A 26757-nucleotide genomic window follows, 5' to 3' on the forward strand; every position below is an offset into this window, starting at 1 on the left:
ACGCTGGCAACAACGCGAGGAGCTGAGACCGACGTGCTCACGGAGCCGCCGACCCCGGGCGAGCAGATGCATCGGCGTTGACCAGGGGGCCTCTCTTCTCGGGGATGCGGGACGGCCGTGCGTCGGGACTGCGCAGGCCGTAGCCCAGCCGGTAGGACAGCGTCTTCGCGGCTTCGATGGCGACGGGGGCGAGCGCCTCGAGCTCCGCCAGTCCGGCGCGCGCAGCCGGGATGCTGATGCTCAGCGCGGCGGCGACGCTCCCGGTGTGGTCGTAAACGGGTACCGCGAGGGCAACGACGCCCACGACGCGCTCTTGGAGCGACACCGCGTACCCCTTCTCGACGATGCGGTCGAGCTCCTGCCGAAACTCGGGCAGGGAGATCGGGCTGCCGTCGGCGGCTTTCAGGCGTGACCGGAGGACCCGCTGTCGCAGCTCCTCGTCGGCGAAGGCCAGGAGGACCTTGCCCGGCGCGCCTTGGTGCGCGGGGCGTGGAGCGCCGAGATCGGTGTAGGTGCGTCGAAGGGCCTGTGTACTTTCGACCTGCGCAACGGTGCGCCGGGCCGGTGTGTCGTCGAGGACGTGCAGCGACGGTCTCCCCGCTCTGGTCCCGCAGCCAGGTCATAACGGGTTCGGCCTGACGGTCGAGCCAACGTGGGAGCGCCGGGGAACAGCGGCCGGGGCGCCGGATCGTAGAACCCCTGCCCGAGTTCGCTCGGGACGTTAGGGAGCGGACCTCGCCAGTGTCAACGCTCAGCACCGACTGTTCCGCCTTCGGTTCCACGACGCCGAGATCCTTGACCAACGACCGACCTTCACATACGCGCCAGTTCGTGGCGGCTCATCCCGCATTTCAGAACGAGTCCCGAGGGCGTTCGTGGGTCCGGCCGCTCGCCGAAGCTTGCAGCCCGTGTTCGCCGGCTGTACCTCGACACCGAGCTGCCGCACACCCGAGCGTCGACGGCATCGTGCGCATACACGGCCCGACCGACGCAGTACCGGTGCTGGGCCGCACCGAGCGACTCGACGCGTACGCCGCCGCGTTGCCACCGGGACGGCCGCGCACGTCCACGACTTCGACCACGTCGACGACACTGCCGCGGGCCAGCCCTGCTGCTGGGCGCAGTACTCGCCCTGCAATTGCTCGACGACAAGGACCAGAACACCCTTGCCGCGCTGCCGGTCACCCCGATCCCGCCCAGCACCTACCCCGGCCTACCGCGCGGCCGTCACGACGGAGCCGTCGACACCTCGTGCAAGGCATGAGCGCAGTGCACGGCGATCGGCGAGAGGCTCGACGAGGCTGAGGAGATATCCCTCCGGCGGCCCGTGTGGGTCATATGCTGGGAACGGCCAGGCGCGAACTGGCCGAGGCGGCGGTGGGTCGAGGTGGTCGTCGTCGCGACGCCGGGCGGTTTGTCCCGCATGTGAGTGATGCAGGGTACCCCTGCCACGTGAGGTGGCACGACCGGGTCGCGATCGGCCATCAAGGAGGAAACATGCCTGAGGGCACCGTGAAGTGGTTCAACGGGGAAAAGGGCTTCGGCTTCATCGCCCCCGACGACGGCGGGAAGGACGTTTTCGTTCATTACTCGGCTATCCAGGGCAGTGGGTTCAAGTCGTTGGAGGAGGGCCAGCGGGTGTCCTTCGAGACCAGCCAGGGTCAGAAGGGACCCCAGGCGGACAACGTCCGCGTCGTCTGACCACGACGTCGGTCGGCTGGGCGAGCCGACGGGCTGGCCAGAGTGTTGAGGTGGTGGTCGGGGCCGAGGATGCACTCGCGGTCGGTGAGGATGTGTTGGTTGAGATCGGCGGCGTGTTCGTGCTGGCTGAGCTCGCGGAGTGGCCACCGCAGAGGGTGCTGCGGCTGCGCAGGGTCATGGGATGGCCGCGGCCCCGGTAGCGGTCAGTCCGACGCGGCCATGTCATCTACGTTCCGGGTCGAGTGGCGCGTCGAGCGGCTACCTGCGTCGAAGCATTGACCGTGTCAGTGGTCCCGTGTCTCAGCGCGGCCGCTGCGGCCACGCTCATCGCGCTGCGCGGACAGTAGTCGGCCGGGTTCGTCGTACCCGCCGGCGCGGTGGGCCTGCCACTCGTCGGATGCGCGGCCGAGCTCGACAGCGTGGGCCAGGCGCAGTGTGGCGGTGAGCCACAGCAGGATGTCGTGTAGCCGCAGCCGGGTCGGCCGGTCGCCGATCAGCGTCGCGGTGGCGGCCTCCATCGCCGCGAAGGCCGTGTCGTTAGCGCGCAGCTCACGCAGGACCACCGCCTCCACACCGCTGTCGCCCTCCTCGGTGTGGGGGAGCAGGGAGCGGCGGGTGGTGCGGGTGAGGTGCGGGATGAGCTCGGGATGGCGGTGGTGCAGCGCCGCGGAAACGTGCTCGGGGTGTTCCCCGCTGGTCCGCCCGATTTCGCGCAGGGCGGCGCCGACCGTGCCCGGCTCGCCGAGCACTGACAGCTCCTCGTCGGGCAGCTCCCAGAAGGCCCGGCCGCAGGCCTGGTCGGAGGCGGCGTCGGCAAGCGGGCGCACACGGGCGAGGGCGTCGTGGACGGCTAGCCAGCCGGCCGGGTCGAGCCGGCCGTGTAGCCCCTCGCTGATCAGGACGTCGGTGTCACCGGCCGGGCCTATCGGCTGGGCGTCGAACCGTGCCCAGCCGAACGCCGGCAGCTGGACCCACCGGCCCTGTGGCGAGTCGGGGGACCGGAAGCGCAGCGGGCGGCGTCCTCGCGCGTAGCCCAGGACGGCAGCCAGTGCGGTGTCGAAGGGCATCGGGTCGGGCCCGGTACTGGGCAGCTGCAGCGCCGGTCCGTTGTCTTGCGCTGCTGCGTCGCCCACCATGTCATCGTGCCGGACGCGCCACCTAACGAGCGCTCGACTTGACGCGGTGATCGAGTGTCGAAGTCGTTCGTCGTCGTAGGCGCGCGGTTAGGAGGCGGATAGCAAGCCACCGCACTGCGCTGGCAGGACGGCCCTGGCCATTGTGTCCCCAGGCTCAACGCCGGCGGGTCAGCTGTCCAGCACGCGGGCCAGCCGGTCGGCTGGCAACGGCGGCGCGGGATGATAGCCGAACACCTGTTGGCTCGCCGAGACCCTGCCCGCGTAGTCGATAGTGAACTGGAGCCCACCGCCAGCGAGGGCAACATCTGGCCCGCAGAGGCTCTCGCCCGCGGGCTTCGACCGCCCCGCCAAGTCTGGGTGCTCGCAAGGATCGCCGAATGCCGCGTCGAGGCAGGGCTGCCGTCTCGGTCCCCGGGCACCTCGACCTGCCTGCGGGCGGCGGCCCGATCGGTGCGCTTACTTGAAGCTGGCGCTCTTGATCGACTCGACGATCTGGCGCTGGAAGAAGAAGAACATCAGCAGCATCGGCACCGCGGCCACGGTCGCGGCGGCGAGGGTGTAATTCCAGTTGCCGGCGTACTGCTGCTGGAACCCCGCGATGCCGACCTGGACGGTGCGCAGGTCCGGGTCGGAGGTGATCGTCAACGGCCAGACGAACGCGTTCCAGTTGGCCAGGAAGAAGAACACGGCCAGCGCCGAGAGGATCGGGCGGGACAGCGGCAGGATCACGTGCCAGTACACCCGCCAGTAGCTCGCGCCGTCGAGCAGCGCGGCCTCCTCGAGTTCCGCGGGCATCGAGATATAGAACTGGCGGAGCAGGAAGATCCCGAAGGCGTTGAAGATCGCCGGGATGATCAGCCCGCCGTAGCTGTCCACCAGGCCGAGCGTCCGGACCACCGCGAACGTCGGCACCATCACCACCGGAAGGCTCACCAGCAGCGTCGAGAAGATCACGAGGAAAACGGCCTCGCGGCCGGGGAAGCGCAGCCGGGCCAGCGCGTACGCGGCCATCGAGTGGAACCACAGGGCCAGCACCGTGATCACGCCGGCGACGAACGCGCTGTTCAGCAGGTACCGCGCGAACGGGACCTCGGTGAAGACGTATACGTAGTTCTCCAGGGTGGGCTGCTGCGGCAGCAGCGTCGGCGCGGTGACCTCGGCCTTGGGCTTGAGCGAGCCGAGCACCATCACCAGGAGCGGCAGGACGGTGCCGATGCCGAGCACGAGGCCCAGCGCCAGCAGCGCTGCGTTGCGCCGGCTCCACCGCGTACGCGGAGCCGGCCTGCCGTGCCGTCGTTCCGCCGCGGCCACGGTGGGTGCGGCCGGCTCCAGCAGCTGGTCAGTCGTCGGCATGGCTGAACCGCCCTCCGTGGGTGAGGAAGAACATCAGGGCTGACCAGAGCAGCAGCGCCACCAGCAGGACCGAGCCGATCGCGGCCGCGTAGCCGTACTCGCCGAACAGAAAGGCCTGCTCGTACACGAAAAAGATCAGCACAGATGTCGCGCTCGCCGGGCCGCCCTGGGTAAGGACGTACACCAGGTCGAGGCCCCCGGTGACGACCGCGATCGTGCTGGTCAGGATCACGAAGAAGCTGGTGGGCGCCAGCAGCGGCAGCGTGATGCCGCGGAACTGCTGCCACGCGCTCGCCCCGTCCACCCGCGCAACCTCGTACAGCTCTCCCGGGATGTCTTGCAGGCCGGCCAGGAACATGATCATGTAGTAGCCCATCTGGAACCAGATGGTGATCGCGATGACGGCCGCGAGCGCCAGGCCGGGCGAGCCGAGAATCGACACGCCTTCCAGGCCCACGAACGCGAGCGCGCGGGAGACCACGCCGACCTTGTCGGTGAGCATGAACTGCCAGATCATGCCGACCACGACGAGGCTGATCACGTACGGCAGGAAGAGCGCGCTGCGCACGACGCCCACGCCGGGGAAGCGCTCCTTGACCAGCACGGCGAGCGCGAGGCTGACGACGAACATCACCGGCACGACCACGACCACGTAGACCGCCGTCACCCGCAGGCTCGACCAGAATTGCGGGTCCTGGGCCATCCGGACGTAGTTGTCCACCCCGATGAACCGGAGGTGGCCGAACCCGTCCAGGGAGAAGAAGGCGAGCCCGATCGCCAGGAACATCGGAACAACCACGAAGACCAGCAGGCCGAGCGAGTCCGGGAGCAGGAAGAGGAACGCGGCCCGGCGCTCGCGCTTCTGCATCGTCGAGAGTGGTCGGCGGTCAGCGCCCACGCGCCCGGCCGTCCGGTTCAGCGAGAGCGCGGTCATACCAGCGTCCCTCCCTCGTAGGTCTGGAGGAAGCTCTCGATCGCGTCCTGCGCCACCTGGGCCTGCACGCGCGCGTCACCCCCGGCCAGCTGGACCGACTGGATCGTGTTGGACAGGGCCTTGTAGAGCACCGGTGGGTAGCGTGGCTCGCCGCGGCTGGTGGAGACCAGCTCGCGCACAGCGGCGCGGGCCGGGTCGGCGTAGGACGGCAGCTGCTCGCTGGCGGCGGACACCGACCTGCGCGCGGGGAGGTTCGACTTGGCGCGGTAGTTCCAGTCCGCGCCGCGCGCGATGCTCTCCGCGCTCATGCTGCCGATGGACTCGACGACGAACCGCGCCGCCGCGTCGGAGTTCCGTCCCCGGTTGTTGACGGCCCATGCCCAGCCGCCCGCGACCGTGATCTGCCGGCCGCCCGGGGGCAGCGGCAGCGGGAACACCCCGTACCGGTGGTCGGGCGCCTGCAGTTGGAACTCCGAGATCGACCACGGCCCGCGCTGCCACATCGCCGCGAGGCCCTGGGTGAACGCCGTGACGATCTCGCCGCCTGCGGGGAGCGTGCGCGGCGCGACGCCGCGGGCGATGCTCGCGGCGAAGAGTTCCAGCGCGGCCACCACGGCGTCCGAGGCGATCCGGGGCTTCTGAGTGATCGGGTCGACCACCTCGCCGCCGCCCTGCCACACCCACGGGTAGAACGTGAAGTTCTGGTAGTAGCCCGGAGTGGTCTCCAGCACCAGCCCGGAGCGCCGAGGGGTGGTGAGCCGCTCGGCGACGTCGAGCATCTGGTCCCACGTTGCGGGCAGGTCGCCCTCCGACAGGCCGGCCTCCTCGAAAGCCGCCACGTCGTAGTAGATGGAAAGCGGATCGACCTCCATCGGCAGGGCGTAGATCCCCTCGCCGACGATCCGCGTGGCAAGCGTCTCCGGGTAGAAGTCGTCGAACGCTTCCTGCGTCAGGTACGGCTTGAAGTCGACCAGGACCCCGCCGTTGTAGTAGCGCAGGAACTCTCCGGGGGAGATCAGAAAGATGTCGGGTCCGTTCTCGGCCGCGAACGCCGTGGCGATGCGCGGGTTCATCGGGTTGACGTAGTCGGGCACGAACACCGGCATGACCTGCTCGGGGTGGTTCGCGTTCCAGTGGTCGATCGCGGACTGGAACCACTTGCTCTGCTCGACGATCTCCGGGTCGCCCTGCTCCTGCGGGGCGTAATAGTTCCAGAACTGCAGCGGCTCCGGTCGCCCGCTTCCCGAGCAGCCGGTGAGACCGAGCCCCAGGCCGGCGGCCCCCAGCGCGGCGGCCCCCGCGAGCAGCTGCCGCCGGCCGAACCGGGGCGGCATGCCGGGTCGACCCGGGCGCTCTCCGGGACCGGCAAAGGCATTCCTGGTCCGTGACGTCATCGTCCTCCGACCGCCGCAAATCGATTCACGGTGCGTGAGCTTGGCCCCCCAGCGCCGGACACTGACGGTGTGGGGTCAGTGATCTTGGTCTGGCGGTGTGGGCTGCTTCGTAGTACACCGGCGAGAGCATTCCGATACTGGAATGGCGTCTGCGTGGGTTGTACCGGCATTCTACCCACTCGAATATCGCGCTGGCAAGCTGGGCGCGGGTCTTCCATGTCTTTGAGTCGAGCATCGAGTTGCCTGGTGCCCCAGAACGACTCCGTCATGGAGTTGTCGTAGCATTCGCCGACCGATCCCATCGACGTGCCGAGGCCGGCTTCGAGGATGCGCTGCCCGAATGCCCAGGATGTGTATTGCGACCCGTGGTCGGAATGCAGGACCGCTGAATGCGGTTCGGGTCGGCGGCGGCTGATCGCCATGCCGAGTGCGTCGACGACCAGGGCGATACGCATGTTGTCATCGATCGACCAGCCCACGCTCGGCCGCGAGTAGGCGTCGAGCACCGCGGCGCAGTACAACCTTCCCCTCCAGCGTGTGCTGCTCGGTGATGTCGGTACACCAGAGCTCATTCGGGCCGTCCACGACGAAGTCACGATCGCGGCCACCCGTACGTTCCCCGTGATTCTTGGTCGATGTGGACTTTTTCTATATGTTTGAGCAGCAACTCGTTCTCCTGCTCCCGGGCAGACTTCACCCCGGCACGCCATTCGTAGAAGTCCTGGCGGCGCACGCCCAGAACCCGGCAGGTCACCGCGACGTCGAATCCGTCGTCGGCGAGTTCACGGACCAGCGGGAAAACTGCTTTGGGAGGACGTTCTTCCGCGCGAAATAGGCGGCACGCTTCAGGATCTCGTTCTCGACCTCCAAGCGGCGCCATTCACGGCGCAGCTCGGCCAGCTCGCGTTTCTCGTCGCTGCTCAACCGCGACGAGCTGGAGTGCTCGTCGGCGTCGGCCTGGGCCAGCCAGTTCCGAAGACACGACTCGCTGATCGACAGCTGCTTGGCCACCGCGGCGACTGGCTGATCGCCCTGGCGGGCCAACTCGACGGCTCGACGGCGGAACTCAGGCGGGTGGGGAGCGGCACAGCGGTATCCGTCCTGATGTGGCCGCGGCCACATCAGGACAGGTGTCCGGTCCCACGGGCCAAGCTCAGCCCGACGCTCAGATGCTGCGCCGGCCGCGGCGCTCGCCGACCCGGTCGCGGATCTGCCGAGCCGGGTATGTCCGGGCACCCGTTGCACGGCCTCCACCGCGGCCCAACGGACCAGGCGGGAGCCTTGCTTGGTGATCCGGCCGCGGTGCAGGACTCGTGGTGGGTCGGGGTCAGCCCGTGTAGCGCGCCAAAATCCTTCACTCAGCGTGTGACCTGGGGTTCGAGTGCGGTTCAGGCGGCTCGTCGGTACGCCTCGGTCGAGGCGAGCGGATGTCGCAGGCGAGTGCGAACTCGAGTCCGCCGCCAACGCTGGCTCCGCTGATCGCGGCGATGACGGGCATCCGGAGTGCTTCGATGCGGTTGAGCATGCCGCTGAACTCGCCGATGTAGTCGGCGAGCTGTTCGTCGGTGAGGGCCTGGTCCTCGCGGAGGTTGGCGCCCGAGGTGAATGCCCGGCCGGTGCCGGTGATGACGACGGCGCGGACGTCGTCGTCGCCTTCGATGAGGTCGAGGGCGCGCGGCGAACAACCAGCGGCTCTGGGCCGCACTCTGCTCAGTGCTCGGCCGGCCCGACCTCGAGAGTGACGCACGGTTCGCGGTCAACGCCGACCGGATGCGCCACCGTGACGAGCTGACCGCCGAGCTGGAGTCGGCGCTCACGAAACGGCAGAGCGACGAGCTCGTCGCGTCTCTGCTGGACGCCGGGGTGCCGGCAGCGCCGATCCAGGACTACCGGCAAGCGTGCGACGACCCTCACACGACGGCGAGGGGCATGGTCGTCACGATGGAGCATCCGGTCGAGGGCAAGGTCATCGGTCTCGGCATCCCGGTGAAGATGAGTGCGACCCCGGGCGCCATCCGACGTGCGGCACCGATGTTGGGACAGCACACCGACGAGGTTCTTGCGGAGGCGGGGTTCAGCGCGGAGCAGAGCAGCAGCCTGCGTAGTAGCGGCGCCGTGGCGTGAGCCGGTCCTCGGCTCAGTGCGCCGTCGGAGCCGAGCACCGGCTCGGGCTCCGGCGGTGTGGGTGCCCGAAAACCGGCTTAGGTCATGCGACCTGCTGATACTCGTGGAGGAGGCCTCCGAGCCGATCGTGCCTTCGGACGTCGCTGGTCGCGGGTGGCGGGTGGCGGGTGGCGGGTGGCGGGTGCGATGGTGGCGAGCGCAGGGGAGCGGCCCGACGGAGTGTGCGGTGCGGTCGATGAGAGTTGTGAAGTCGGCCCGAGGCGCGGTTCCGGTCTTCGACCGGCCCGTTTCCTCGGACCGCATCCCGAGCCGCCGGCCCGCATGCGTTGGACAACCTGCCCGGCGGTACTGGCGAGGTGTCGCCCCCGGTCGGTCGATCGTCGGTGGGCGGCGCACGAGCCGGGTGTCGGCACGAGGCCATCCGCGCCTAGGTTGGCCGGGTGAAGGCGATGCTGCTGGAGAACATCCACCCGGTCGCGGCGGCGGCGTTCCGGCGTGCGGGCTTCGAGGTCGACGTGCGTTCGGCCTCGCTGAGCGAGGACGAGCTCGTCGCGGAGCTGCCGGGGGTGTCGGTGCTCGGGATCCGGTCCAACACGACCGTCACGCCGGCGGTGCTCGAGGCGGGGAAGGACCTCCTGGCGGTGGGGTGCTTCTGCATCGGAACCAACCAGGTGGATCTGGAGAGTGCGGCCGCCCGGGGTTTGGCGGTGTTCAACGCGCCGTACTCCAACACCCGCAGTGTCGTCGAGCTGGTGCTGGGCGAGATCGTTGCGTTGGCCCGCCGGCTCACGGAGAAGACGCAGCGGATGCACGAGGGTGTGTGGGACAAGTCGGCGAGGGGCAGCCACGAGGTCCGCGGTCGCACGCTGGGCATCGTCGGCTACGGCAACATCGGCACCCAGCTGTCCAACGTCGCCGAAGCCATCGGCATGCGGGTGATCTTCTTCGACACCTCTGACCGCTTGGCACACGGCAACGCGCGTCGGGTCGGGTCGTTGGAGGAGTTGCTGGCCGAGGCGGACGTGGTGACCATCCACGTCGACGGCAGGCCCGGCAACGCGGGGCTCTTCGGCGCCGAGCGGTTCGCGATGATGAAGCCGGGGGCGGTGTTTATCAACGCCTCCCGCGGAATGGTGGTCGACGACGCCGCGCTGCACGACCACATCCGGTCCGGGCACCTGTCCGGCGCCGCCATCGACGTCTTCCCGCTTGAGCCGAAGGCACAGGGCGACCCGTTCGACTCGCCATTGCGGGGCCTTGACAATGTCATCCTCACCCCGCACGTCGGCGGCTCGACGCAGGAGGCGCAGGAGGAGATCGGGCATTTCGTCGCGAACAAGCTGCTCGGGTTCGTCGAGGCGGGGAGCACGGCGCTTTCGGTCAACCTTCCGCAGGTGTCTCCGCCGCATCCCCAGGGCGCGTTCAGGCTGGGGTATCTGCACGAGAACCTGCCCGGCGTGTTGGCCGAGATCAACCGGTTGCTCGCAGACGCCGGGGTGAATGTGGTCGGCCAGTCGCTGTCGACCCGCGGTGGTCACGGGTACGTCCTGACCGACACCGGCACCGTGCTGTCGGACGCCACCCTGTCCGTCCTGCGCCAGTCGCCGCAGACGGTCTGGTTGCGTTCCTGGCGGCTCTGACGCGTGGAACGCCGATCGCCGCAGGTCACAGGCTCAGGCCGACTTCTGGAACCCCACTCGGTACACGGAGGGTGAAACTCCCTCCGGCCGCCCGACCCTGCCCTACCAGCAGCGACCCTACAACCCGCGAATCACGATCCACTTGACCACCGAGAGGTGCCAAGATTCGACAGTCCCGCCGGTCGCTGTCACAGCCCGAGGGCCTGCTTGCGCCGCTCGATCAGCCGCCAGATCATCGGTGTGAAGATGAGCTGCATTGCGAGATCCATCTTGCCGCCGGGGCAGACAATGGTGTTGGCGCGCGACATGAACGAGTCGTGCAGCATCGAGAGGAGGTATGAGAAGTCGATGCCGCGCGGATCGGCGAAGCGGATGACGAGCATCGACTCGTCCGCCGTCGGGATGGTCCGGGCGATGAACGGGTTGGAAGTGTCGACAACGGGCACGCGTTGGAAGTTGACATGCGTGCGCGAGAACTGCGGGCAGATGTAGTTCACGAAGTCGGGCATGCGACGCAGAATCGTTTCGGTCACCGCCTCGGCGGAATAGCCCCGCAACGCCTTGTCGCGCAGCAGCTTCTGGATCCACTCCAGGTTGATCACCGGTACGACGCCGATCGACAGGTCCACATGCTGGGCGGTGTCCACCGTGTCGGTGGCAACAGCGCCGTGCAGTCCTTCGTAGAACAGCAGGTCGGTATCGGCCGGCACATCGACCCAGGGTGTGAACGTACCGGGAGGCTGTCCGTAGGGCGCCGCCTCCTCATCGTCGTGCAGGTACTTGCGCACGCGGCCGCAACCGTTCTCGCCGTACTGCCGAAACAGGTCCTCGAGCTCCTCGAACAGGTTCGCCTCGGGGCCGAAGTGGCTGAAGCTGTGGTCACCGTGGTCGAACGCCTCGGCCATCCTGGCCTTCATCTCGGTGCGGTCGTAGCGGTGGAAGCTGTCACCCTCGATGAGCGCCGCGTTCACATGCTCGCGCCGGAAGATCTGCTCGAAGGTGCGCATCACCGACGTCGTCCCGGCACCCGACGAGCCAGTGATGGCGATGATCGGATGCTGAGCCGACATGGCCTGGCCCCCTTCGCTCAACCGTTGGTGCGGAACAGGCCGCGCGCGCCGTAGAGCGGCGCGTAGCGCTCGACCACGTTGTAGTCGCGGTGGTATTCCTCGATGCGCTCGACCTCGTCGCGCGCACCGAAGATGAACGCGATCCGCTGGTGCAGCTCGTCCGGGGTGACGTCAAGAATCCGCTCGCGCCCGGTGCTCGCGAGGCCGCCCGCCTCCTCGATGAGGAAAGCCACTGGATTGGCCTCATAGAGCAGGCGCAGCCGACCCGGCTTCGCCGAGTCCTTCGTGTCGAGCGGATAGAGGAACACACCGCCGCGCGTCAGGATGCGGTGCGTCTCCGCGACAAGTGAGGCGACCCAGCGCATGTTGAAGTCCTTGCCCCGCGGGCCCGTGCTACCGGCAAGGCACTCGTCGACATAGCGCGTCACCGCCGGCTCCCAGAAGCGGCTGTTCGAGGCGTTGATCGCGAACTCGCTGGCGGCGGCCGGGAGCTGGATCGCCGGATGGGTCAGGATGAACTCACCGAGCTGGGGCTCCAGCGTGAAGCCGTGCACGCCGGTTCCGACGGTCATGACGATCATCGTGGAAGGGCCGTAGATCGCATATCCGGCGCAGACCTGCTGCGACCCGGGCTGCAGGAAATGACCCGCAGTAGCGCTCGCGCCCGGTTTCGGCGCACGCAGGATCGAGAAGATGCTGCCAACCGCGACGTTGACGTCGATGTTCGACGAGCCGTCGAGCGGATCGAACAACAGCAAATACTTTCCCCGCGGGTAGCGGTCCGGGATGGGATAGGGCGCCTCCAGCTCCTCGGAGACCATCCCGGCGACGAGGCCGCCCCATTCGTTGGCGCGCAGGAACAGCTCGTTCGCGATCAGGTCGAGCTTCTGTTGGGTCTCTCCCTGGACGTTGATCGTCGACACGGCGCCGAGCACATCGCCGAGCGCCCCGTAGGCGACCCGCTTGGCGATCGCCTTGCAGGCGAGCGCAACATCGAGGATGAGCGAGTTCAGTTCCCCGCTCGCGCCCGGATGGCGGCGCCGCTCCTCGATCAGGAACTGGGTGAGCGTCGTGCGGTCGGTGAGCATGTCGCGCCCCCTCACGCTCGTGGTACAGACAGGCTAGACGGGATGTAGCTCCTGGTCGGTCCGCTCGCCACGGACCGCTGCGGCGTTCGCCGCTACCCGCTGCGCCAGCGCGTCCTGGGCGGCCGACAGCTTGCCCGAATCGCCCCGCCAGGCCTGCAATGCCGGGTCGACGAGTGCGCGCCCGAAGGAGAACGTGAGTGGCCACCTGGTCTGGTGGGCCTGCATGGCGGCGAGGTTCGCGGTCGCCCGCTCCGGCGACTGCCCGCCGGAGAGGAACGCCACTCCTGCGAGGTCGTCGGGCAGCGCACGGAGCCCGGCCGCAGTCGCCTCCGCTACCTGCTTCGGGCTGGACCGCTCGGCATGGTCGGTTCCTTCGATCACCATGTTCGGCTTCAGCACGATGCCGGCAAAGTCCACGCCGAAATCCGCCAGTTCGGCGAGCACCGCTGCGCTCACCGCGCTGGTCACCTCGGCGTCCTTCTCGATGGAGTGATCCCCGTCCATCATCACCTCGGGCTCCACGATCGGCACGATCCCGGCCTCCTGGCAGGCGGCCGCATAGCGGGCCAGCGCGTGCGCGTTCGCCCGGATACCGGTCTCCGTCGGCAGGTCCGATGTGATCGTGTAGACCGCGCGCCATTTGGCGAACGCGGCGCCCATCTGGGCGTACTCGGCGAGCCGGGCGGGCAGGTTGTCCAGCCCCTCGGTCACCTGCTCACCGGGCAGCCCGGGACAGGGCTTCGATCCGGTGTCGACCTTGATACCGGGCAGCAGGCCCAGCTCACATAACGCCTCGGGAAACCCGCGGCCGTCCGCGAAGCGCTGGCGGAGCGTCTCGTCGCACAGGATCACACCGCTGATTCCATCCGAAAGCCCTGCCGTGCTGACCAGCAGCTCGCGGTAGTCTCGCCGATTCTCCTCGGTCTGCGCGGCGCCCACCTTGTCCAGCCGCTTGTTCATCGTGCCGATGCTCTCGTCGGCCGCCAGAATGCCTTTCCCAGGCGCGACCATGGCGGCAGCGACCTGCCTGCATCGGCTCGTCGCATCGCTCTGCCCTTGGGCTGTCTCGCTGCGCTCGCTCATTAGTCCTCCTCCTCGTCTGGTTCCGGGCCTTCACCGGCGAACACCCGGCTGCCGAGAAAGTCCGCCGGCTTCAGCGTCACCAGGTCGTCGAGGCCCACCTGCCCGCCCGCGGCGATCAGCCGGTTGGCGTGCCGCAGTCGGGCCCGTTCGAGGGCGTTGCGCACACTGCGGGCGTTGGCGAAGCGCGGGCGGGCCATCCGCCTCTCCAGGTACTCCCGGAACACTGGCACGGCTTCCTCGTCGAACCGGTAACCGTCGCGTTCCAGCATTTTCTCCGCGATCACGAACAGCTCGTCGATCGTGTAGTCCGGGAAATCGATGTGATGCGCAATCCGCGATCCGAATCCCGGGTTGGCAGCGAAGAAGGTATCCATCCGGTCGGCATAACCGGCAAGCACCACGACCAGGTCGTCGCGGTTGTTCTCCATCACCTGGAGCAGGATCTCGATCGATTCCTGCCCGTAGTCCCGCTCGTTCTCGACCTTGTAGAGGTAGTAGGCCTCGTCGATGAAGAGCACCCCGCCCATCGCCCGTTTGAGCACGTCCTTGGTCTTGGGCGCGGTGTGCCCCACATATTGGCCGACCAGGTCGTCCCGGGTGACGGTGACCAGGTGCCCCTTGCGGGAGTAGCCCAACCGGTGCAGCAGATCGGCCATCCTCAACGCGACGGTCGTCTTACCGGTGCCCGGGCTGCCGGTGAAGCTCATGTGCAGCGACGGCCGGTTGCCCTCCAAGCCGAACCTCCGGCGTTGCATGTCGATCAGCAGCAGAGCGGCCAACTCCCGGATCCGGGTCTTGACCATGTCCAACCCGACGAGCTCGTTGTCCAGCCCGGTGAGCACCTCCTCGATGCCCGAGTCGGCCTGCGCGGCGGACAAGTCCACCTGTGCCCCCGGCGGCAGCTGTTCGGCTTCCTCGCTGCCGCCGGAGGTCCCGGCGGCCGGGGCGCTCGCAATGCCTGCCCCGGTGGGCCGGGCCGTGGAAGAACTCTGCCGGCCCTTGTCTCTGGCTTTCGACGTGCCTGCGTCGGACGTCATCGGGTCGGGCTTCGTCGGGACGGACTCCGCCCCTGAGCGGCCCATGGCGAAGCTCGGACGCGCGGGTGCGTCCGAGCTATCGGAGTACGGCCCGTTCGGGTCTGACTTCTTCGGGTCCGACACCCTCAACTCCCGTTCGACTCCCCGCGATACCGCTCGCCGGTCGGACGGTCCACCACGTACGCGCGGGTGGTGTACCGGATCACCCGGTCGTGGTCCTCCTGGCGGTCCAGCCGGAATCCGGGCTCGGGCTCCGGGCGTTGGACGATGAAGGACAGCGCGGTGGTCTGCCGACCGAGGCTCGCGTCGTACGCGTTGAGCTTGACGTAGCAGTCCGGGTGCGCCTTGCGGCAGGCATTGACCTCCATCAGTACCCCGGCCGCGTCGGCCAGGTCGAACATCGGAAGGCCCCACATCTCCCAGTAGATGTTGCGCGGGTGCGGGTCGTCGGTGAACTCGATCGACAGCGGCCAGCCGTTCTCCAGGCAGTACTCGATCTGCTTGGTGATCTCGTCGTCGGTGAAATCGGGCAGGTAGGAGAACGTGCCCTGAGTGATGCGCATGCGGGTTGCCCTCCTCAGACGCTGGTCGGCGTCACGACGACGTCGGGGACGTCGGTCGACTCGTAGTTGAAGGAGATGTCGCCCCAGGTCGCCAGCGCGACCTCCAGTTCGCGGCTCTTCTTCGCCGCCGCCTTGAGGATGTCGTCACCCTCGGCCAGGTAGTCCCGGCCCTCGTTCCTCGCCTTGATCATCGCCTCGGTAGCGATCCGGTTCGCCGCGGCCCCGGCCGCGATACCCATCGGGTGCCCGATCGTGCCACCACCGAACTGAAGCACCACGTCCTCGCCGAGGTAATGCAGCAGCTGAGGCATCTGGCCGGCGTGGATACCACCGGAGGCGACCGGCATGACCCCAGGCAGGGAAGCCCAGTCCTGGTCGAAATACAACCCCTTCGCCGGGTCGGCGGCCACGTGGCCCAGCCGCAGCGTGTCGTAGAAGCCTGCGGTGGTATTGGGATCGCCCTCCAGCTTGCCGACCACGGTGCCAGCATGGATGTGGTCCACCCCGGCCAGCCGCATCCACTTGGCGATCACCCGGAAACTCACGCCATGGTTCTTCTGCCGGGTGTAGGTGCCGTGTCCGGCCCGGTGCAGGTGCAGGATCATGCTGTTCGCCCTGGCCCAGTTGGCCATCGACTGGATCGCGGTGTAGCCGATCGTCAAGTCCATCATAACGATGATGCTGCCGATCTCCCTGGCGAAATCGGCCCGCTCGTACATCTCCTCCATCGTCGCGGCGGTGACGTTGAGGTAGTGGCCCTTGATCTCCCCCGTCTCCGCCTGCGCCCGGTTGACCCCCTCCATGCAGAACAGGAAGCGATCCCGCCAGCGCATGAACGGCTGGGAGTTGATGTTCTCATCGTCCTTGGTGAAGTCCAGCCCACCGCGCAGCGCCTCGTAGACCACCCGACCGTAGTTGCGCGCCGACAGCCCGAGCTTCGGCTTGGTGGTGGCGCCGAGCAGCGGCCGGCCGAACTTGTTGAGCCACTCCCGCTCCATCACGATGCCGTGCGCTGGGCCCTGGAACGTCTTGACGTAGTGCGGGGGGATCCGCATGTCCTCCAGCCGCAAAGCCTTGAGCGCCTTGAACCCGAACACGTTGCCGATGATCGACGACGTGAGGTTGGCGATCGAGCCTTCCTCGAACAGGTCGAGGTCGTAGGCGATGTGGGCGATGTACTGGCCCGGGGTGTTGGGTACGGCATCCACGCGGTAGCACTTGGCCTGATAGTGCTCGTGCGCAGTCAACCGATCGGTCCACACCACCGTCCAAGTGGCCGTGGACGACTCGCCCGCGACGGCCGCCCCCGCTTCCTCCGATGCCACCCCCTCCTGGGGAGTGATCCGAAAAGCGCACAGAACGTCTGAGTCCTTCGGCAGGTAGTCTGGCTCCCAGAAACCCATCTCGGCATAAGGAATGACCCCTGCGCTCCAGCGATCCGCCATGGGTTTGAATTCTACCGAGACCTGCCTCCGCGGTCCATCAAAGTCTTGGTCTCGATCTTTCGTAACGCTCGTGCTGTGATCTTTGAGGTTCGCCTCGAACCGTGGAGACTTTGGTTGTTGTGATCTTGTTCCTTCCGGTTCTCCGTTTCTATGACAGCGCCGGAGCGCAGGGGTTGTCCAGGTGGAGCCCCCCGTCGGGCCGCCAGGCCCGGCGAGGAACGACCTGGCCGAGCCCGAGCACCGGGCGATACAGGAGAAACCAAGAACCGGGAACATCTCAGGCCACCGTCGCGGTAGCCAGCTCCACCGTCGCGGTAGCCAGCTCGTAGTTGATCGGCGAGAGCATCCGGCAGGCCGAGTGCCGCCGTTCGCGGTTGTAGTAGTCGATCCAGGCCGCGACCCGGGTCCCGGGCTTCGGCCTTGGTGGCGAAGCGTTCGAGTGAGCGCACGAATTGCGGTCGGAGGGGCTCGTGTCGGGTCGCACAGGCGAGATCATCTCCGTGATCGACCAGCCGGGTTCAGCAGCTTCCAGCTGCTTGGACGGCTGAGTCGTCTGGTCCGCCGACGCGGGCGAGACTCAGGCTCAGCGGCGGCCAACCGGGGCTGCCCGGAACGACCTGCATGAATCGGCAGGCAACAGACGAGGGCTCCAGCCCAGGCCCGAGGAGCGGCGCCGAAGTTGGGATCGACGCGGGATCCTTCGTCGCGAGCGCGCAGACATTGACCCGTTATGGGTGGAGCAATCCTGGAGCACACCATCGAGCCAGACCGCGCTGGACATACCTGAACTGCCGTGAACTGCACCGGGTTATGCAGGCGATTCTCGGTTTCTGCAGGTCAATGCGTTGCCGTGACCGTACTGGGGGTCAAGGGGGTCGCAGGTTCAAATCCTGTCGTCCCGACGGCACGATGGGCGGTTCCCTGATGATGGGGAGCCGCCCTTCGGCGTTTCTAGCTGCGGAAACAATCCGCGGATGCTCGTGGGGTGGGCGTTCGTCCCCGCTCAGCATGATCTACAGCGCCTGGAGCTCCACGTCGTCCCAGTAGGTGCGTCGCGCAGGACCGCGGTCGTGATCCGACCACCCGGGGGCCGGTAAAGAGGCGGGCATCCCTGCGGCCGTTGGCAGCCTCGATACGGCGCAGGACGAGAGGCCGGATCTCCTCGATCAGAGGCACGATGCGAGCGCGTTCCGGGAACCCCCGCGAGTCGCACCCTGAATGCCCGCGAGTCGCGCTCTGGGTGCCCCCGAGTCGCGCCGCGGGCGGTACACCTGGACGACGGACCGGGACTGGCCGCACAGGTCGCGATCAACGGGACGCTCGGCGCAGCCGGGGTCGGCGCCTCAGCTCCGGGTCACCGTGGCCTCGATCAGGCCGTAAGGACGGTCGGCGGCGTAGAACACCTCGTTCGGGTTCTCCAGGCCGAACGGGGAGAGGTCCACCACGAAGTGGTGCTTGTTCGGCGCCTGCGCGCGCGCAGGCTGATCTCCGCGATCGCCGGGTGCGCCTCCAGCGCGGCCCGGCCCATCGTCGGGCTGCGTGACGGCGGTCGCGAGCACGATCGCTCCCCCCGTCGGGCTGATGCTCGGGTCGGCGAGGTGAGTCGCCGAGATGTGCAGATCGAGCTCGTCGCCGACGGCCTCGCCGCTTCGCGTCCACACGATGGCGCCTGCTGCGGGCGACATCGCGTTCGCGTCCGCGGGCGCGAAATGGGGTCAGGATCTGCTCCAGGGTTCCGGCGTGGTTTGCGTCACTTTGGGTCGGTTCGGGTCGGTTCGGGTCACATGGGGACGGGTGGCGCGGTGGTCATGCCGGCCGGAATTCGGGCTGCGGCTGCAGGAGTGGCTGGTTGCGAAAGCGCTGATCAGACGCCGTGACAGGGTTCTCGGCACCCAAAGGGTCAGCTCGGGCTGGGTTGTCCGGTTGCGGGGTCGAGGACGTAGGTCCCCTTGTTGGGGGCATCACCGCGGCCGTTGCCGGACCCGTGGGTGGGTGTGAAGTCGAACAAGCCGTCGAGGCTGCCGGCCTTGGCGTCCGTGCTGCCGGGGATGCGGGGGAGGTGCCAGTTGTCCTCGACGAACCGGACAGCCGAGGACTGGTCGGTCAGGGTGTGGTCGACGGTGTTGGACCTCGTCCACGGCGAGATCACGATCAAGGGCAGGCGCGGTCCGTAGCCGCAGCGGCCTTGCTGGCCGGCCACGGGAGCACCCGAGCCGCACGCGCCGGGCCCGGTCAGGGCGTCCGCGATGGAGGCCGACGGGTTGCGCACGCCGCTGTAGGCGTGGTCGTACCAGCCGTCCGAGTCGTCGTAGGTGATGACGACCGCGGTGCTCGACCAGGCCGGGGTCTTCTGGAGGGCGTTGATCGTGTCGACGATGAACCGCTGCTCGTCGATCGGGTCGGAGTAGTCGGGGTGGCCGTCCTGATAGCTGCCGGCCTTGAGGAAGCTGACTGCGGGCAGCGCCGTGGGCGGGAGGTCGCCCTTCCCGATGGCCCCGACGAGCTGGTCGAAGTCGGTCATGTCGTACTGGTGGTTGGGGGTGTCGAACTGCGGTGTGCCGTTCGCGGTGTGCTGGGTGTCCGTGCCGATCGCCCGCAGTGCCTGCGTGGGGACGGTGCCGTCCGGGCTGGTGGGCAGCGTCAGGTGGTGTGGGTTGGCGGTCGAGGCGTAGTACTGGAACGGCTGGTGGTGCGGGATGTAGTCGTCCTTGTAGCCGTACTGACCGGTGCCGGGAGCCAGCGGAGCGGTCAGCCCTGCGCCGACCGGGTGCACGGCGTTGCAGATTCCCTGGTTCGACGAGTGCGGCACCGCGGCGTTGAGGTTCGCCGTCGCGAACTCGTCGGGCAGGAACGTCGATGTCTGTTGTTGTGCGTGGCCGGTGGCGGCTGCGGCGTCGGCGAAGCTGGTCGTGGGGCGGAACCCGCCCTCGAACCAGCCCCACGACAGGCCTGCTGCGTTGAGCTCGTCACCGATGTTGCGCCCGGTCATCGCGACGGCGCGGCGGGTCGAGCAGTCGTCCCAGTAGGGCTGGGCGTCGCCGGTCAACGAGTAGCCACCGGCGCCGTCGGGAGTGAGGTCGGCGTTCGGGGCGGTGGCGCTGGCGATCGAGGGGTTGTGCGAAGTGTGGGCCATGTCGACGCCGCCGGTGCTGCCCGCGACCAGGTTGAGGGCGCCGGGCGAGGACGGCCCGAAGGTCGTGCCGTAGGAGCTGTCGCTCATCGCGTAGTGCTGGGCGTAGTTCCACAGCGCGGTGACGGTGTTGCCGTCGTAGTAGTTCATGACATCGCTCGCCAGGCACGGCGCGCCGGTCGGGCTGGTGCCCTCCGCGGTGCCGACCGTCTGCGGGAAGCGGTCCATCTTCCCGTTGTCGAAGGCCTTCTGTTCGTCGGTGTAGTCATGATCCTGACCGCAGGTGAGGACGTCGCCGATGGCGGTGGGGTCGTACCGGCGAGGGTTTGTGCCGTTCGGGTTGGCGGTGAGGAGCCGGTCGGTCAGCCCGTCGACCTTCGGGGTGCCGTCGTTGGCGGTGAGTCGCTGGCCGGAGGTGTTCGCCGCCGTGGGGTAGGTGCCGAAGTAGTGGTCGAAGGACACGTTCTCCTGGTAGATGACCACCAGATGCTGGATCGGGGTCGCCGTGTCCGGTTTCGGGACCGCTGCGGCGGTGCCGACGCCGACGGTGGCGAGTCCGAGTACCGCGGTGACGCCGGCGGTAGCCAGGGCTTTCGTCCTGCTCAACGACATAGCGAGCCTCTCGCCGTGGGTGGGAGCCATAGTGGACTGCTATGGAACGGCTTGTACGGAATAGACGCGAAACGCGGCTGGCGGTGAACGGGGCATTCGTGCCCTCTGGCCGGGTCGGCCCGCACGCCGAGCGGTCGGCGGAAGGCCGCCGGCTGGGATGATGCCCCAGATGAGGAACCGCACGGTGACATTCATTCGGGACATCATTCCAGGTGGGCAGATGCTCCGCCAGAAACTGATGTGCGCCACGTTGTACACGATCAACCCGTAGGTCACCACGAACCAGGGGATCGCGAACAACAGCAGCCCCCACCCGGCGGAACTGGTCGACCGCATCACCCCACCCGAGTATGGCGCACGACTCGCCGGCCGGATGCCCGACGCGGGGCTGGAGCTTGCTGTACGGCGCCCGGCATGCCTACTTCCTGGAGCACCGCCCCGAGGCGAGCGCAGCGGTGCTGCGGTTCCTCGCCGGGCGATCCCGGCCGCGCTGAGCCGTCGACGTCAGCCACGGGCAGTTCTGGCACGCGATCCCCGACGGACTGGCGGTGCCGGGCAAGCGCCTGCGGGTCGACCGATATGCGGTCGGTGAGATGATCGCCGCTTATCTGCTCAGGGGAAGCTTCTGTCCTCAGCGTGTCCTTTGTCGGAGGTCGCCGATTCAGCGCCGAGAGTAGGTGCCGTCGCGCTTCTCGAAGAACGCGCGCAATGCTTTCTGGTGATCTTCGGTTCGGTACATCTCGATGAACTTGGTCGTCTGGAGCGACTGGCCCTGTTCGAAGTTCAGCTCGCAGGCCTGGGTGACGGCTGCCTTCGCGGCCTTGACGGACAGCAGCGCACGAGTGGCGATTCGCTGTGCCTTCGCGAGTGCGGCAGGCAGCAATGCGTTGGGCTCGTGCACCTCGGTGACCAGTCCCGGGACTGACCCCAACCTCCGCGCTCCTCCGCGGCTCATCACAGATGACCGCACGTGGGCACACGGAGGGAGACAGAGGCCGAGCTGACGTTCCTCACGAGGGACAGCGGCCTGCTGCACTACTGCGTGTCCGCGGCCCTGCCGCCCGGCTCCGTCGCGCTGGTCTACGAGGGGGACGTGCAAGTCGAGGACGACCTCGCCGACGCGCTCGACCGGCTGATGACCGAACGGCTCGACGCCGAATGACGCCCCGGGAGGCACCCCCTATGACCGTCCATGCACCGGCCCCTCGCGCGCCGCGCGCTGCGGCGAGGAAGCGGCGCGCGCTCGCCGCCGTGGCCGGGTTCGTGCTCGTCACGACGGTTGGCGCCGGCCTCTACCTGACCGTCGCCGGCTCCCCGGAGACCGAGATCCGCACGGTTGCCGGCGCCTTCGCCACCGCCGTCGACCGGGAGGACTACCCGAGCCTGCTCGGTGTGCTCTGCGTGCAGGAGGCCGCCGGCATTGTCGAGGACGACGACTACGACCCCACCGCCGAGCCGGTCGCGCCGAGCGCGCCGGGCGAACCCGTCGTCACCGACGTGCTGGTCGACGACGAGGGTGAGACCGCCACGGCGCGGGCCGCGCTGCCCGGCCGGTCCCCGGTCACGATCCATCTGCGCCGCGAGGGCGAGCGCTGGACGGTCTGCCACTCGTGACACGGACCGCCCCGTGACACGGGTGTGGCGGGCCGGTAGCGGGACGTTGCGCAACGCAAGATTCGGGAGACCAGCCGGAGGGCACGCACGAGCTGGGCCGCGGGAACGGGTGTCGGCGCCGATGCGGACGAAGTTCGGCCCGGCATCCTGGACCGCCGCGGGCGAGGTCGTGGCGGGTGATCAGGGTGCGGGCATGATGGATCCAGCGTTGACGCCGTTGTGAAGGTCGGGTTGACATCACCTTGTCCGGCCACCAGCCTCGGTAACATCGCTCGGATCAGAATCTGACACGAGCGTGAGGGACATGTGCGATGCCGGATGCACTCGTCCTGGTGACCGGAGCCGGCGGCGGTGTCGGTGGCGTGGGCCGTTCGGTCGTGGCGATGCTCAGAGAGCGTGACATGCCGGTGCGGGCGATGGTCCACCACGACGACGAGCGCGCCGACGCGCTGCGTTCGCTGGGTGCCCAGGTAGTGGTCGGCGACCTCACCATGCCCGGCGATGTCGTACGGGCCATAGAGGATGTCGGCCGAATGCTGTTCAGCATGAGCGTGTCGCTGTCCTTCCTGGAGGCGACGGCGACGGTCGCCACGGTTGCCCGCGCCAAGGGCGCCCTCGAGGCGCTGGTGAACATCTCCCAGATGACGGTGTCGCAGATGACCCCGGTGAGCACCGAGGAGTCCCACCAGCAGCGCCTGCACTACTTGTCCGAACAGGTCCTGAACTGGTCCGGCCTTCCGGTCGTACACATCCGGCCCACGGTCTTCCTGGACAACCCGTTTTTCACCACGCTTGCCATCCCGACGATCGCCGAGAACGGAACCCTCCGGCTCCCCTTCGGTAGCGGACGCACGTCGCCGGTCGCTGCCGGTGATGTCGCCCGGGTGGTTACCGCTGTCCTGCTCGATCCGGCTCGCCATATCGGGCAGGTGCACGAACTCACGGGGCCACGGTCGCAGGACATGAACGGCATTGCGCAGGAGTACTCCCGCGCACTCGGCCGGGAGGTGACCTACGAGGATGTGCCGGCTGATCTCTGGGCCGAGCACGTCGCGGCCCACGGCGGGCTCTCCCCGCACGTGATGGAGCACCTCATCACCATGACCCGTCTGCAACGCGAGAACCGCTATGACCGGTCGACCCGCACCGTCGAGGAGATCACCGGGGCTCCTGCCCAGTCGGTCGAGGGGTTCGTCGCCGAACGCGCCGAGATGTTCACCCGTCCGTCCCGCTGACGAAGAGGGCCGTCGGGTGGAGCGGGTGGGTGAGGTTTCGCATCAGATCGCTCTCGGACTGCATGATGCGCGAGACCGAGAACGACCCCAACCGCCTCGCCGTCTGCGCGGTCATCACTTCCGTAATCCTTGACGAGACGGAGGAGCCCACGATGACCACGCATTCCGAGACCCGCCGGCTGCTGCCCGTACACGGCCTCGGCGGCGCGGCGGCCGCGCTGATCGCGGTGGCCGCGATCGCGCGCGCGGCGACCGTCACGAACGCTGGCTGGACCCGCTACGGCGCCATGCAGCGCGTCGAGGGCGGGGTCGGGTTGGGGGGATATGCCGATTCCATCCGGGCCATCAAGGCCAGCATCATCGGCATGGGGCTCGCGGCCATCGTGCTGCTTGTGGCCGGGGTGGTGTTCCTCCTCTGGCTGTACCGGGCCAGGGTGAATGCCGAGATGCTCGCCGTGCGACCGCAGCGGCTCGGCCGCGGATGGACGGTCGGCGCGTGGTTCGTCCCGATTGGCAACATCGTGTTGCCTCCGCTGGTCGTTGCCGATGTTTGGAGAGCCAGCAGTGGGCGGTCGAGCGGTCTGGTGGGCGCGTGGTGGACGGCGGTGCTTGGCGCCTGGGCGCTCGACGTGTACGGCACGGTCAGTGGCGTCTACACGAAGGTCGCCGCGGTGGCCTTCACGATCGAGGCCGCCGTCACGCTGATCGCGGCTGGCCTGCTGATGGCGATCATCCGGGAGATCTCCCGGGCACAGAGTGTCGGGTTCCAGAACTCGGCCACTGGTGCTGATCTGCGGTTTTAGGCTGCTCGTCCGTGCTCGTTGATCAGGCCTCCAAGGACCGCTGCCCCGACGGGTCGCAGCGCGCGGGGTTAGGGGAAGTCACGGCGGCACGGTAGCGGTGATCACCGACAACAACTCGGCGATCGAACCCGGCCACCCGCCGTTGGGGCTTGATACGTTTCACACACGCTGACCCGAGGGAGCCGCGACGATGCCGTCTGCCGAGCCGACCGCCCGGACGCTGCGAGAGCGCTTCGCCGCCCCGCCGCCGGACAGCCGCGTGATGATGCGCTGGTGGTGGTTCGGACCCTTCGTCGAGGAGGCCGAGCTCGCCCGCGAGCTGGAGGTCATGGCGGCGGCCGGGATCGGCGGCGTCGAGGTCTGCTCGACGTACCCGCTGTCGACGTCCGAGGCGGACCGGGCGGCGGGCGGCTTCCTGTCCGAGCGGTTCCTGTCCCGGCTGCGGTTCGCCGCCGAGACGGCATCGCGGCTCGGCCTGCGCTTCGACGTCACGATCGGCAGCGGGTGGTCGTTCGGCGGCCCGCACATCACGGACGAGACGGCCGCGCGGCAGCTGCGGTGGGACATGCGCGAGGTGCCGCCACGCGCCGCCCGGATCCCCGTCGCACAGCCGTGGCCCGGTGACCAGATCGTCGCCGCATACATCGGCGACGGCTCCGTGCAGGAACCGCCCGGGCGGTGGCGGCAGTTGCCGGTCAGGGACGGCGCCGTCGAGATTCCGGACGGGTCCGGGCCGCGCGTCGTCCTTCTCGCTCTGTCGAGCCCGACCGGCCAGAACGTCAAGCGGGCGGCCCTCGGCGCGGAGGGCCCGGTGCTCGACCACCTCAGCCGGACGGCGACCGAAACGCACCTGCGCGCCGTCGCCGACCCCATCCTCGCCGCGGTCCCGAGCGAGCTCGTGACCGCGGTCTTCTGCGACAGCCTCGAGGTGTACGGCGCGGACTGGACGCCGGCGCTGCCGGAGGAGTTCCGTGCCCGCCGGGGCTACGACCTCCTGCCCGAGCTACCGCTGCTGCACACCCACGGCGAGGGTTCGGAGCGGGTCCGCGCCGACGTCGTGACAACGCTCGGCGAGCTCTACGAGGAGAACTTCGTCGCCGTGGTGCGTGAATGGGCGCGGCGGCACGGCGTCCTGTTCCGCATCCAGAGCTACGGCCAGCCGCCCGGCGCGCTGAGCGCGTACCGGCACGCGGACCTGCCCGAGGGGGAGGGCTGGGGGTGGCGGTCGGTCACGCAGACGAAGTGGGCCACGTCGGCGGCGCACCTGTACCAGCGGCCGGTCGTCTCGTCGGAGACCTGGACCTGGGTGCACTCGCCGTCGCTGGCCGCGACGCCGCTCGATCTGGTCGGTGAGGCGCACGAACACCTGCTCCTGGGCGTCAACCAGCTCATCGGGCACGGCTGGCCGTACTCGCCGCCCGGTGCGCAGCCGCCCGGCTGGATCTTCTACGCGGCCGGTGCGCTCAGCGACGTGAACCCGTGGTGGCCGGCCATGCCCGCGCTCGCGAGCTACCTGCACCGCCTGTGCTGGCTGCTGCAGCAGGGTCACCCGGTCGTCGACGTCGCGCTCTACGCGCCCAGCCGCGACGCCGCGCTGCGCTTCGAACCCGGCACGCGCGGCTACCTCGACCTGTGGCGCGCGACCCGCGGGCACATCGGCGACGAGCTTCCTGCGGCGTTGCGTGAGGCCGGGTACGACTACGACCTCGTCGACGACACCGCGCTGCGTGAGGCCGACTGGAGCCGGTACCGCGTCGTCGTCCTCCCGTTCGCCCGGGACCTGCCGGCGGACACGGCGCGGCTGCTCGAGAAGCACGCCGCGGCGGGCGGTGCCGTCGTCACCGTGGGTGGCGCTGTCAAGCGGGACGGCTGGGTCGCCGTGGACGACGTCGCCGCGTTGCTGCCTGCGCTCGCCACGGTGGTGCCTCCGGACGCCCCGACGAGCCCCGCGACGCCGGACGTCGGCGTCGTGCACCGCCGTGCCGGGGAGGTCGACGTCTACCTCGTGGTGAACACCGGCCCGCACCCGCAGTCCTTCGCGCTGCGCACCCGCGACGGCGCCGCGGCGGTCGAGCGGTGGGACGCGCGCACCGGACGGGCGCAGCGGGTCGACGTCGTCGACGGCGGGGTGCCGCTCGACCTGCAGCCCTACGAGGCCGCCGTCCTCGTCGCACTGCCCGCACCCGACCCGGACGTCCCGGCCGCATCGGCGGACGGCGCTGCCGACGCCGTCGAGCTCACTGGGCCGTGGACCGTCGCGTACGCCGACGCTCCCGATGAGCGGGCCGACGTGGTGCTGCCGCACCGGTGGGAGGACGACCCTGGGCGGGCCGACTACTCGGGCGGCGCCTCCTACGAGACGACCGTGATCGTCGACGGCGACGGGCTCGGCAGGCGCGTGCTGCTCGACCTCGGTCCGGTGAGCGCCGAGGCACGCGACGTCCCCGGCGAGCCGGCACTGCGCGGAGCGTCGTACCGGGCGGAAGTCGCCGCACCGGTGGGCGAGGTCGCCCAGGTGATCGTGAACGACGTCGACTGCGGCTGGGCGTGGGCGCCGCCCTACGCCGTCGACGTCACCGACGCGCTGCGCGCAGGCGAGAACACCGTCGTCGTGCGTGTCTTCGGCACCGGGCTCGGCGCGCTGCGGACTAACACCGAGCTCGCCGCCACCGTCGACGCGGTGACCTCCATCGACGGTAAGCGGTTCACGATGCAGGACCTGGAGCTCGCGCAGCGGCCGACGACGTCGGGGCTACGGGCGGTGCCGTCGCTGCGGTTCCGGCAGCGGTAGAGCT

Annotated in this window: 25 protein-coding genes and 1 pseudogene; 9 read left to right on the forward strand and 17 right to left on the reverse strand. The window is 68.8% G+C overall.

The window, feature by feature from the left end:
* Positions 1 to 37 precede the first annotated feature (37 nt).
* A complete protein-coding gene (locus ABD143_RS24125; RefSeq protein WP_343982864.1) occupies positions 38 to 586 on the reverse strand; it encodes an IclR family transcriptional regulator in 549 nt (182 codons plus the stop codon).
* Between the two features lie 911 nt (positions 587 to 1497).
* Here ABD143_RS24125 and cspE point away from each other — a divergent pair.
* Positions 1498 to 1701 (forward strand): transcription antiterminator/RNA stability regulator CspE, encoded by a 204-nt coding sequence (cspE, locus tag ABD143_RS24130; protein ID WP_343982625.1) that lies wholly within the window; start codon positions 1498 to 1500, stop codon positions 1699 to 1701.
* Between the two features lie 284 nt (positions 1702 to 1985).
* On the opposite strand, the gene ABD143_RS24135 is transcribed toward cspE, so the two are convergent.
* The 7 genes from ABD143_RS24135 to ABD143_RS24165 form a co-directional block, all read right to left on the reverse strand.
* Entirely contained in the window at positions 1986 to 2834 is an 849-nt protein-coding gene (locus tag ABD143_RS24135; protein ID WP_343982628.1) for a hypothetical protein, read from the reverse strand.
* 459 nt (positions 2835 to 3293) lie between these two features.
* Positions 3294 to 4190: a carbohydrate ABC transporter permease gene (locus ABD143_RS24140; RefSeq protein WP_343982631.1), complete on the reverse strand. Its 897-nt coding sequence runs from the start codon at positions 4188 to 4190 to the stop codon at positions 3294 to 3296.
* Positions 4177 to 5124, reverse strand: a complete 948-nt coding sequence (locus tag ABD143_RS24145; RefSeq protein WP_343982634.1) for a carbohydrate ABC transporter permease — start codon at positions 5122 to 5124, stop codon at positions 4177 to 4179. The genes ABD143_RS24140 and ABD143_RS24145 overlap by 14 nt, the downstream gene beginning before the upstream one ends.
* The gene (locus ABD143_RS24150; RefSeq protein WP_343982637.1) at positions 5121 to 6458 is read right to left on the reverse strand and encodes an ABC transporter substrate-binding protein; all 1338 of its coding nucleotides are present in this window, start codon (positions 6456 to 6458) and stop codon (positions 5121 to 5123) included. Before ABD143_RS24150 ends, ABD143_RS24145 begins: the two co-directional genes overlap by 4 nt.
* A 56-nt stretch (positions 6459 to 6514) precedes the next feature.
* Positions 6515 to 7228, reverse strand: coding sequence for a DDE-type integrase/transposase/recombinase (locus ABD143_RS24155; RefSeq protein ID WP_343982640.1), 714 nt, complete (start codon positions 7226 to 7228; stop codon positions 6515 to 6517).
* 40 nt (positions 7229 to 7268) lie between these two features.
* The gene (locus ABD143_RS24160; protein ID WP_343982642.1) at positions 7269 to 7640 is read right to left on the reverse strand and encodes a transposase; all 372 of its coding nucleotides are present in this window, start codon (positions 7638 to 7640) and stop codon (positions 7269 to 7271) included.
* Between the two features lie 232 nt (positions 7641 to 7872).
* Positions 7873 to 8223, reverse strand: coding sequence for an enoyl-CoA hydratase/isomerase family protein (locus ABD143_RS24165; protein WP_343982645.1), 351 nt, complete (start codon positions 8221 to 8223; stop codon positions 7873 to 7875).
* 8 nt (positions 8224 to 8231) lie between these two features.
* Here ABD143_RS24165 and ABD143_RS24170 point away from each other — a divergent pair, with 8 nt between their 5' ends.
* Complete coding sequence (locus tag ABD143_RS24170) at positions 8232 to 8642, forward strand: CoA transferase (RefSeq protein WP_343982647.1); 411 nt, start codon at positions 8232 to 8234, stop codon at positions 8640 to 8642.
* A gap of 449 nt (positions 8643 to 9091) precedes the next feature.
* Positions 9092 to 10282: a phosphoglycerate dehydrogenase gene (serA, locus tag ABD143_RS24175; RefSeq protein WP_343982866.1), complete on the forward strand. Its 1191-nt coding sequence runs from the start codon at positions 9092 to 9094 to the stop codon at positions 10280 to 10282.
* Positions 10283 to 10470: 188 nt separating this feature from the next.
* Here serA and ABD143_RS24180 read toward each other — a convergent pair whose 3' ends face one another.
* The 8 genes and pseudogenes from ABD143_RS24180 to ABD143_RS24215 all read right to left on the reverse strand — a co-directional run bounded on the left by ABD143_RS24180 (position 10471) and on the right by ABD143_RS24215 (position 20304).
* A complete protein-coding gene (locus ABD143_RS24180; protein ID WP_343982650.1) occupies positions 10471 to 11352 on the reverse strand; it encodes a phosphoribulokinase in 882 nt (293 codons plus the stop codon).
* 17 nt (positions 11353 to 11369) lie between these two features.
* Positions 11370 to 12440: a class 1 fructose-bisphosphatase gene (locus ABD143_RS24185; RefSeq protein ID WP_343982653.1), complete on the reverse strand. Its 1071-nt coding sequence runs from the start codon at positions 12438 to 12440 to the stop codon at positions 11370 to 11372.
* A gap of 33 nt (positions 12441 to 12473) precedes the next feature.
* Positions 12474 to 13523 (reverse strand): class I fructose-bisphosphate aldolase, encoded by a 1050-nt coding sequence (locus ABD143_RS24190; RefSeq protein ID WP_343982656.1) that lies wholly within the window; start codon positions 13521 to 13523, stop codon positions 12474 to 12476.
* Positions 13523 to 14683, reverse strand: coding sequence for a CbbX protein (gene cbbX / locus ABD143_RS24195; RefSeq protein WP_343982659.1), 1161 nt, complete (start codon positions 14681 to 14683; stop codon positions 13523 to 13525). Before cbbX ends, ABD143_RS24190 begins: the two co-directional genes overlap by 1 nt.
* Before the next feature lie 2 nt (positions 14684 to 14685).
* Positions 14686 to 15123: a ribulose bisphosphate carboxylase small subunit gene (locus ABD143_RS24200; RefSeq protein ID WP_343982661.1), complete on the reverse strand. Its 438-nt coding sequence runs from the start codon at positions 15121 to 15123 to the stop codon at positions 14686 to 14688.
* Between the two features lie 14 nt (positions 15124 to 15137).
* The gene (locus ABD143_RS24205) at positions 15138 to 16568 is read right to left on the reverse strand and encodes a form I ribulose bisphosphate carboxylase large subunit (RefSeq protein WP_343982664.1); all 1431 of its coding nucleotides are present in this window, start codon (positions 16566 to 16568) and stop codon (positions 15138 to 15140) included.
* 1343 nt (positions 16569 to 17911) lie between these two features.
* Positions 17912 to 18096, reverse strand: a pseudogene (locus ABD143_RS24210) (factor-independent urate hydroxylase); the annotation flags it as partial.
* 372 nt (positions 18097 to 18468) lie between these two features.
* Entirely contained in the window at positions 18469 to 20304 is a 1836-nt protein-coding gene (locus ABD143_RS24215) for a phospholipase C (RefSeq protein ID WP_343982666.1), read from the reverse strand.
* 356 nt (positions 20305 to 20660) lie between these two features.
* Here ABD143_RS24215 and ABD143_RS24220 point away from each other — a divergent pair, with 356 nt between their 5' ends.
* The gene (locus ABD143_RS24220) at positions 20661 to 20804 is read left to right on the forward strand and encodes a hypothetical protein (RefSeq protein WP_343982669.1); all 144 of its coding nucleotides are present in this window, start codon (positions 20661 to 20663) and stop codon (positions 20802 to 20804) included.
* A gap of 167 nt (positions 20805 to 20971) precedes the next feature.
* Here ABD143_RS24220 and ABD143_RS24225 read toward each other — a convergent pair whose 3' ends face one another.
* Positions 20972 to 21265 carry an enoyl-CoA hydratase/isomerase family protein gene (locus ABD143_RS24225; protein WP_343982671.1) on the reverse strand — a complete coding sequence of 98 codons (294 nt, stop codon included), beginning with the start codon at positions 21263 to 21265 and terminating at the stop codon, positions 20972 to 20974.
* Positions 21266 to 21280: 15 nt separating this feature from the next.
* Between ABD143_RS24225 and ABD143_RS24230 the strand changes: the two genes are divergently transcribed.
* The 5 genes from ABD143_RS24230 (at position 21281) to ABD143_RS24250 (ending at position 26753) form a co-directional block, all read left to right on the forward strand.
* Complete coding sequence (locus ABD143_RS24230) at positions 21281 to 21472, forward strand: hypothetical protein (protein WP_343982674.1); 192 nt, start codon at positions 21281 to 21283, stop codon at positions 21470 to 21472.
* A 20-nt stretch (positions 21473 to 21492) separates the two neighbouring features.
* Positions 21493 to 21924 carry an Rv0361 family membrane protein gene (locus ABD143_RS24235; protein ID WP_343982677.1) on the forward strand — a complete coding sequence of 144 codons (432 nt, stop codon included), beginning with the start codon at positions 21493 to 21495 and terminating at the stop codon, positions 21922 to 21924.
* Positions 21925 to 22235: 311 nt separating this feature from the next.
* A complete protein-coding gene (locus ABD143_RS24240) occupies positions 22236 to 23159 on the forward strand; it encodes an NAD(P)H-binding protein (protein ID WP_343982680.1) in 924 nt (307 codons plus the stop codon).
* A 65-nt stretch (positions 23160 to 23224) separates the two neighbouring features.
* Entirely contained in the window at positions 23225 to 23962 is a 738-nt protein-coding gene (locus tag ABD143_RS24245; RefSeq protein ID WP_343982683.1) for a DUF4328 domain-containing protein, read from the forward strand.
* A gap of 190 nt (positions 23963 to 24152) precedes the next feature.
* Positions 24153 to 26753, forward strand: a complete 2601-nt coding sequence (locus tag ABD143_RS24250) for a glycosyl hydrolase (protein ID WP_343982686.1) — start codon at positions 24153 to 24155, stop codon at positions 26751 to 26753.
* Positions 26754 to 26757 lie beyond the last annotated feature (4 nt).

Source organism: Pseudonocardia aurantiaca (assembly GCF_039526725.1).
Classification (GTDB): Bacteria; Actinomycetota; Actinomycetes; order Mycobacteriales; family Pseudonocardiaceae; genus Pseudonocardia; species Pseudonocardia aurantiaca.

What these genes read in the sequence shown, in the direction of transcription:
- ABD143_RS24200 (WP_343982661.1), bottom strand. Translation starts at nt 15,123, where the DNA reads ATGCGCATCACTCAGGGCACGTTCTCCTACCTGCCCGATTTCACCGAC.
- ABD143_RS24155 (WP_343982640.1), bottom strand. Translation starts at nt 7,228, where the DNA reads ATGGCGTGCCGGGGTGAAGTCTGCCCGGGAGCAGGAGAACGAGTTGCT.
- ABD143_RS24220 (WP_343982669.1), top strand. Translation starts at nt 20,661, where the DNA reads ATGGCGCACGACTCGCCGGCCGGATGCCCGACGCGGGGCTGGAGCTTG.
- ABD143_RS24225 (WP_343982671.1), bottom strand. Translation starts at nt 21,265, where the DNA reads ATGAGCCGCGGAGGAGCGCGGAGGTTGGGGTCAGTCCCGGGACTGGTC.
- ABD143_RS24150 (WP_343982637.1), bottom strand. Translation starts at nt 6,458, where the DNA reads ATGCCGCCCCGGTTCGGCCGGCGGCAGCTGCTCGCGGGGGCCGCCGCG.
- ABD143_RS24235 (WP_343982677.1), top strand. Translation starts at nt 21,493, where the DNA reads ATGACCGTCCATGCACCGGCCCCTCGCGCGCCGCGCGCTGCGGCGAGG.
- serA (WP_343982866.1), top strand. Translation starts at nt 9,092, where the DNA reads ATGCTGCTGGAGAACATCCACCCGGTCGCGGCGGCGGCGTTCCGGCGT.
- ABD143_RS24145 (WP_343982634.1), bottom strand. Translation starts at nt 5,124, where the DNA reads ATGACCGCGCTCTCGCTGAACCGGACGGCCGGGCGCGTGGGCGCTGAC.
- ABD143_RS24245 (WP_343982683.1), top strand. Translation starts at nt 23,225, where the DNA reads ATGCGCGAGACCGAGAACGACCCCAACCGCCTCGCCGTCTGCGCGGTC.
- ABD143_RS24185 (WP_343982653.1), bottom strand. Translation starts at nt 12,440, where the DNA reads ATGCTCACCGACCGCACGACGCTCACCCAGTTCCTGATCGAGGAGCGG.
- ABD143_RS24160 (WP_343982642.1), bottom strand. Translation starts at nt 7,640, where the DNA reads ATGTGGCCGCGGCCACATCAGGACGGATACCGCTGTGCCGCTCCCCAC.
- ABD143_RS24250 (WP_343982686.1), top strand. Translation starts at nt 24,153, where the DNA reads ATGCCGTCTGCCGAGCCGACCGCCCGGACGCTGCGAGAGCGCTTCGCC.
- ABD143_RS24205 (WP_343982664.1), bottom strand. Translation starts at nt 16,568, where the DNA reads ATGGCGGATCGCTGGAGCGCAGGGGTCATTCCTTATGCCGAGATGGGT.
- ABD143_RS24190 (WP_343982656.1), bottom strand. Translation starts at nt 13,523, where the DNA reads ATGAGCGAGCGCAGCGAGACAGCCCAAGGGCAGAGCGATGCGACGAGC.
- ABD143_RS24180 (WP_343982650.1), bottom strand. Translation starts at nt 11,352, where the DNA reads ATGTCGGCTCAGCATCCGATCATCGCCATCACTGGCTCGTCGGGTGCC.
- ABD143_RS24140 (WP_343982631.1), bottom strand. Translation starts at nt 4,190, where the DNA reads ATGCCGACGACTGACCAGCTGCTGGAGCCGGCCGCACCCACCGTGGCC.
- ABD143_RS24240 (WP_343982680.1), top strand. Translation starts at nt 22,236, where the DNA reads ATGCCGGATGCACTCGTCCTGGTGACCGGAGCCGGCGGCGGTGTCGGT.
- cspE (WP_343982625.1), top strand. Translation starts at nt 1,498, where the DNA reads ATGCCTGAGGGCACCGTGAAGTGGTTCAACGGGGAAAAGGGCTTCGGC.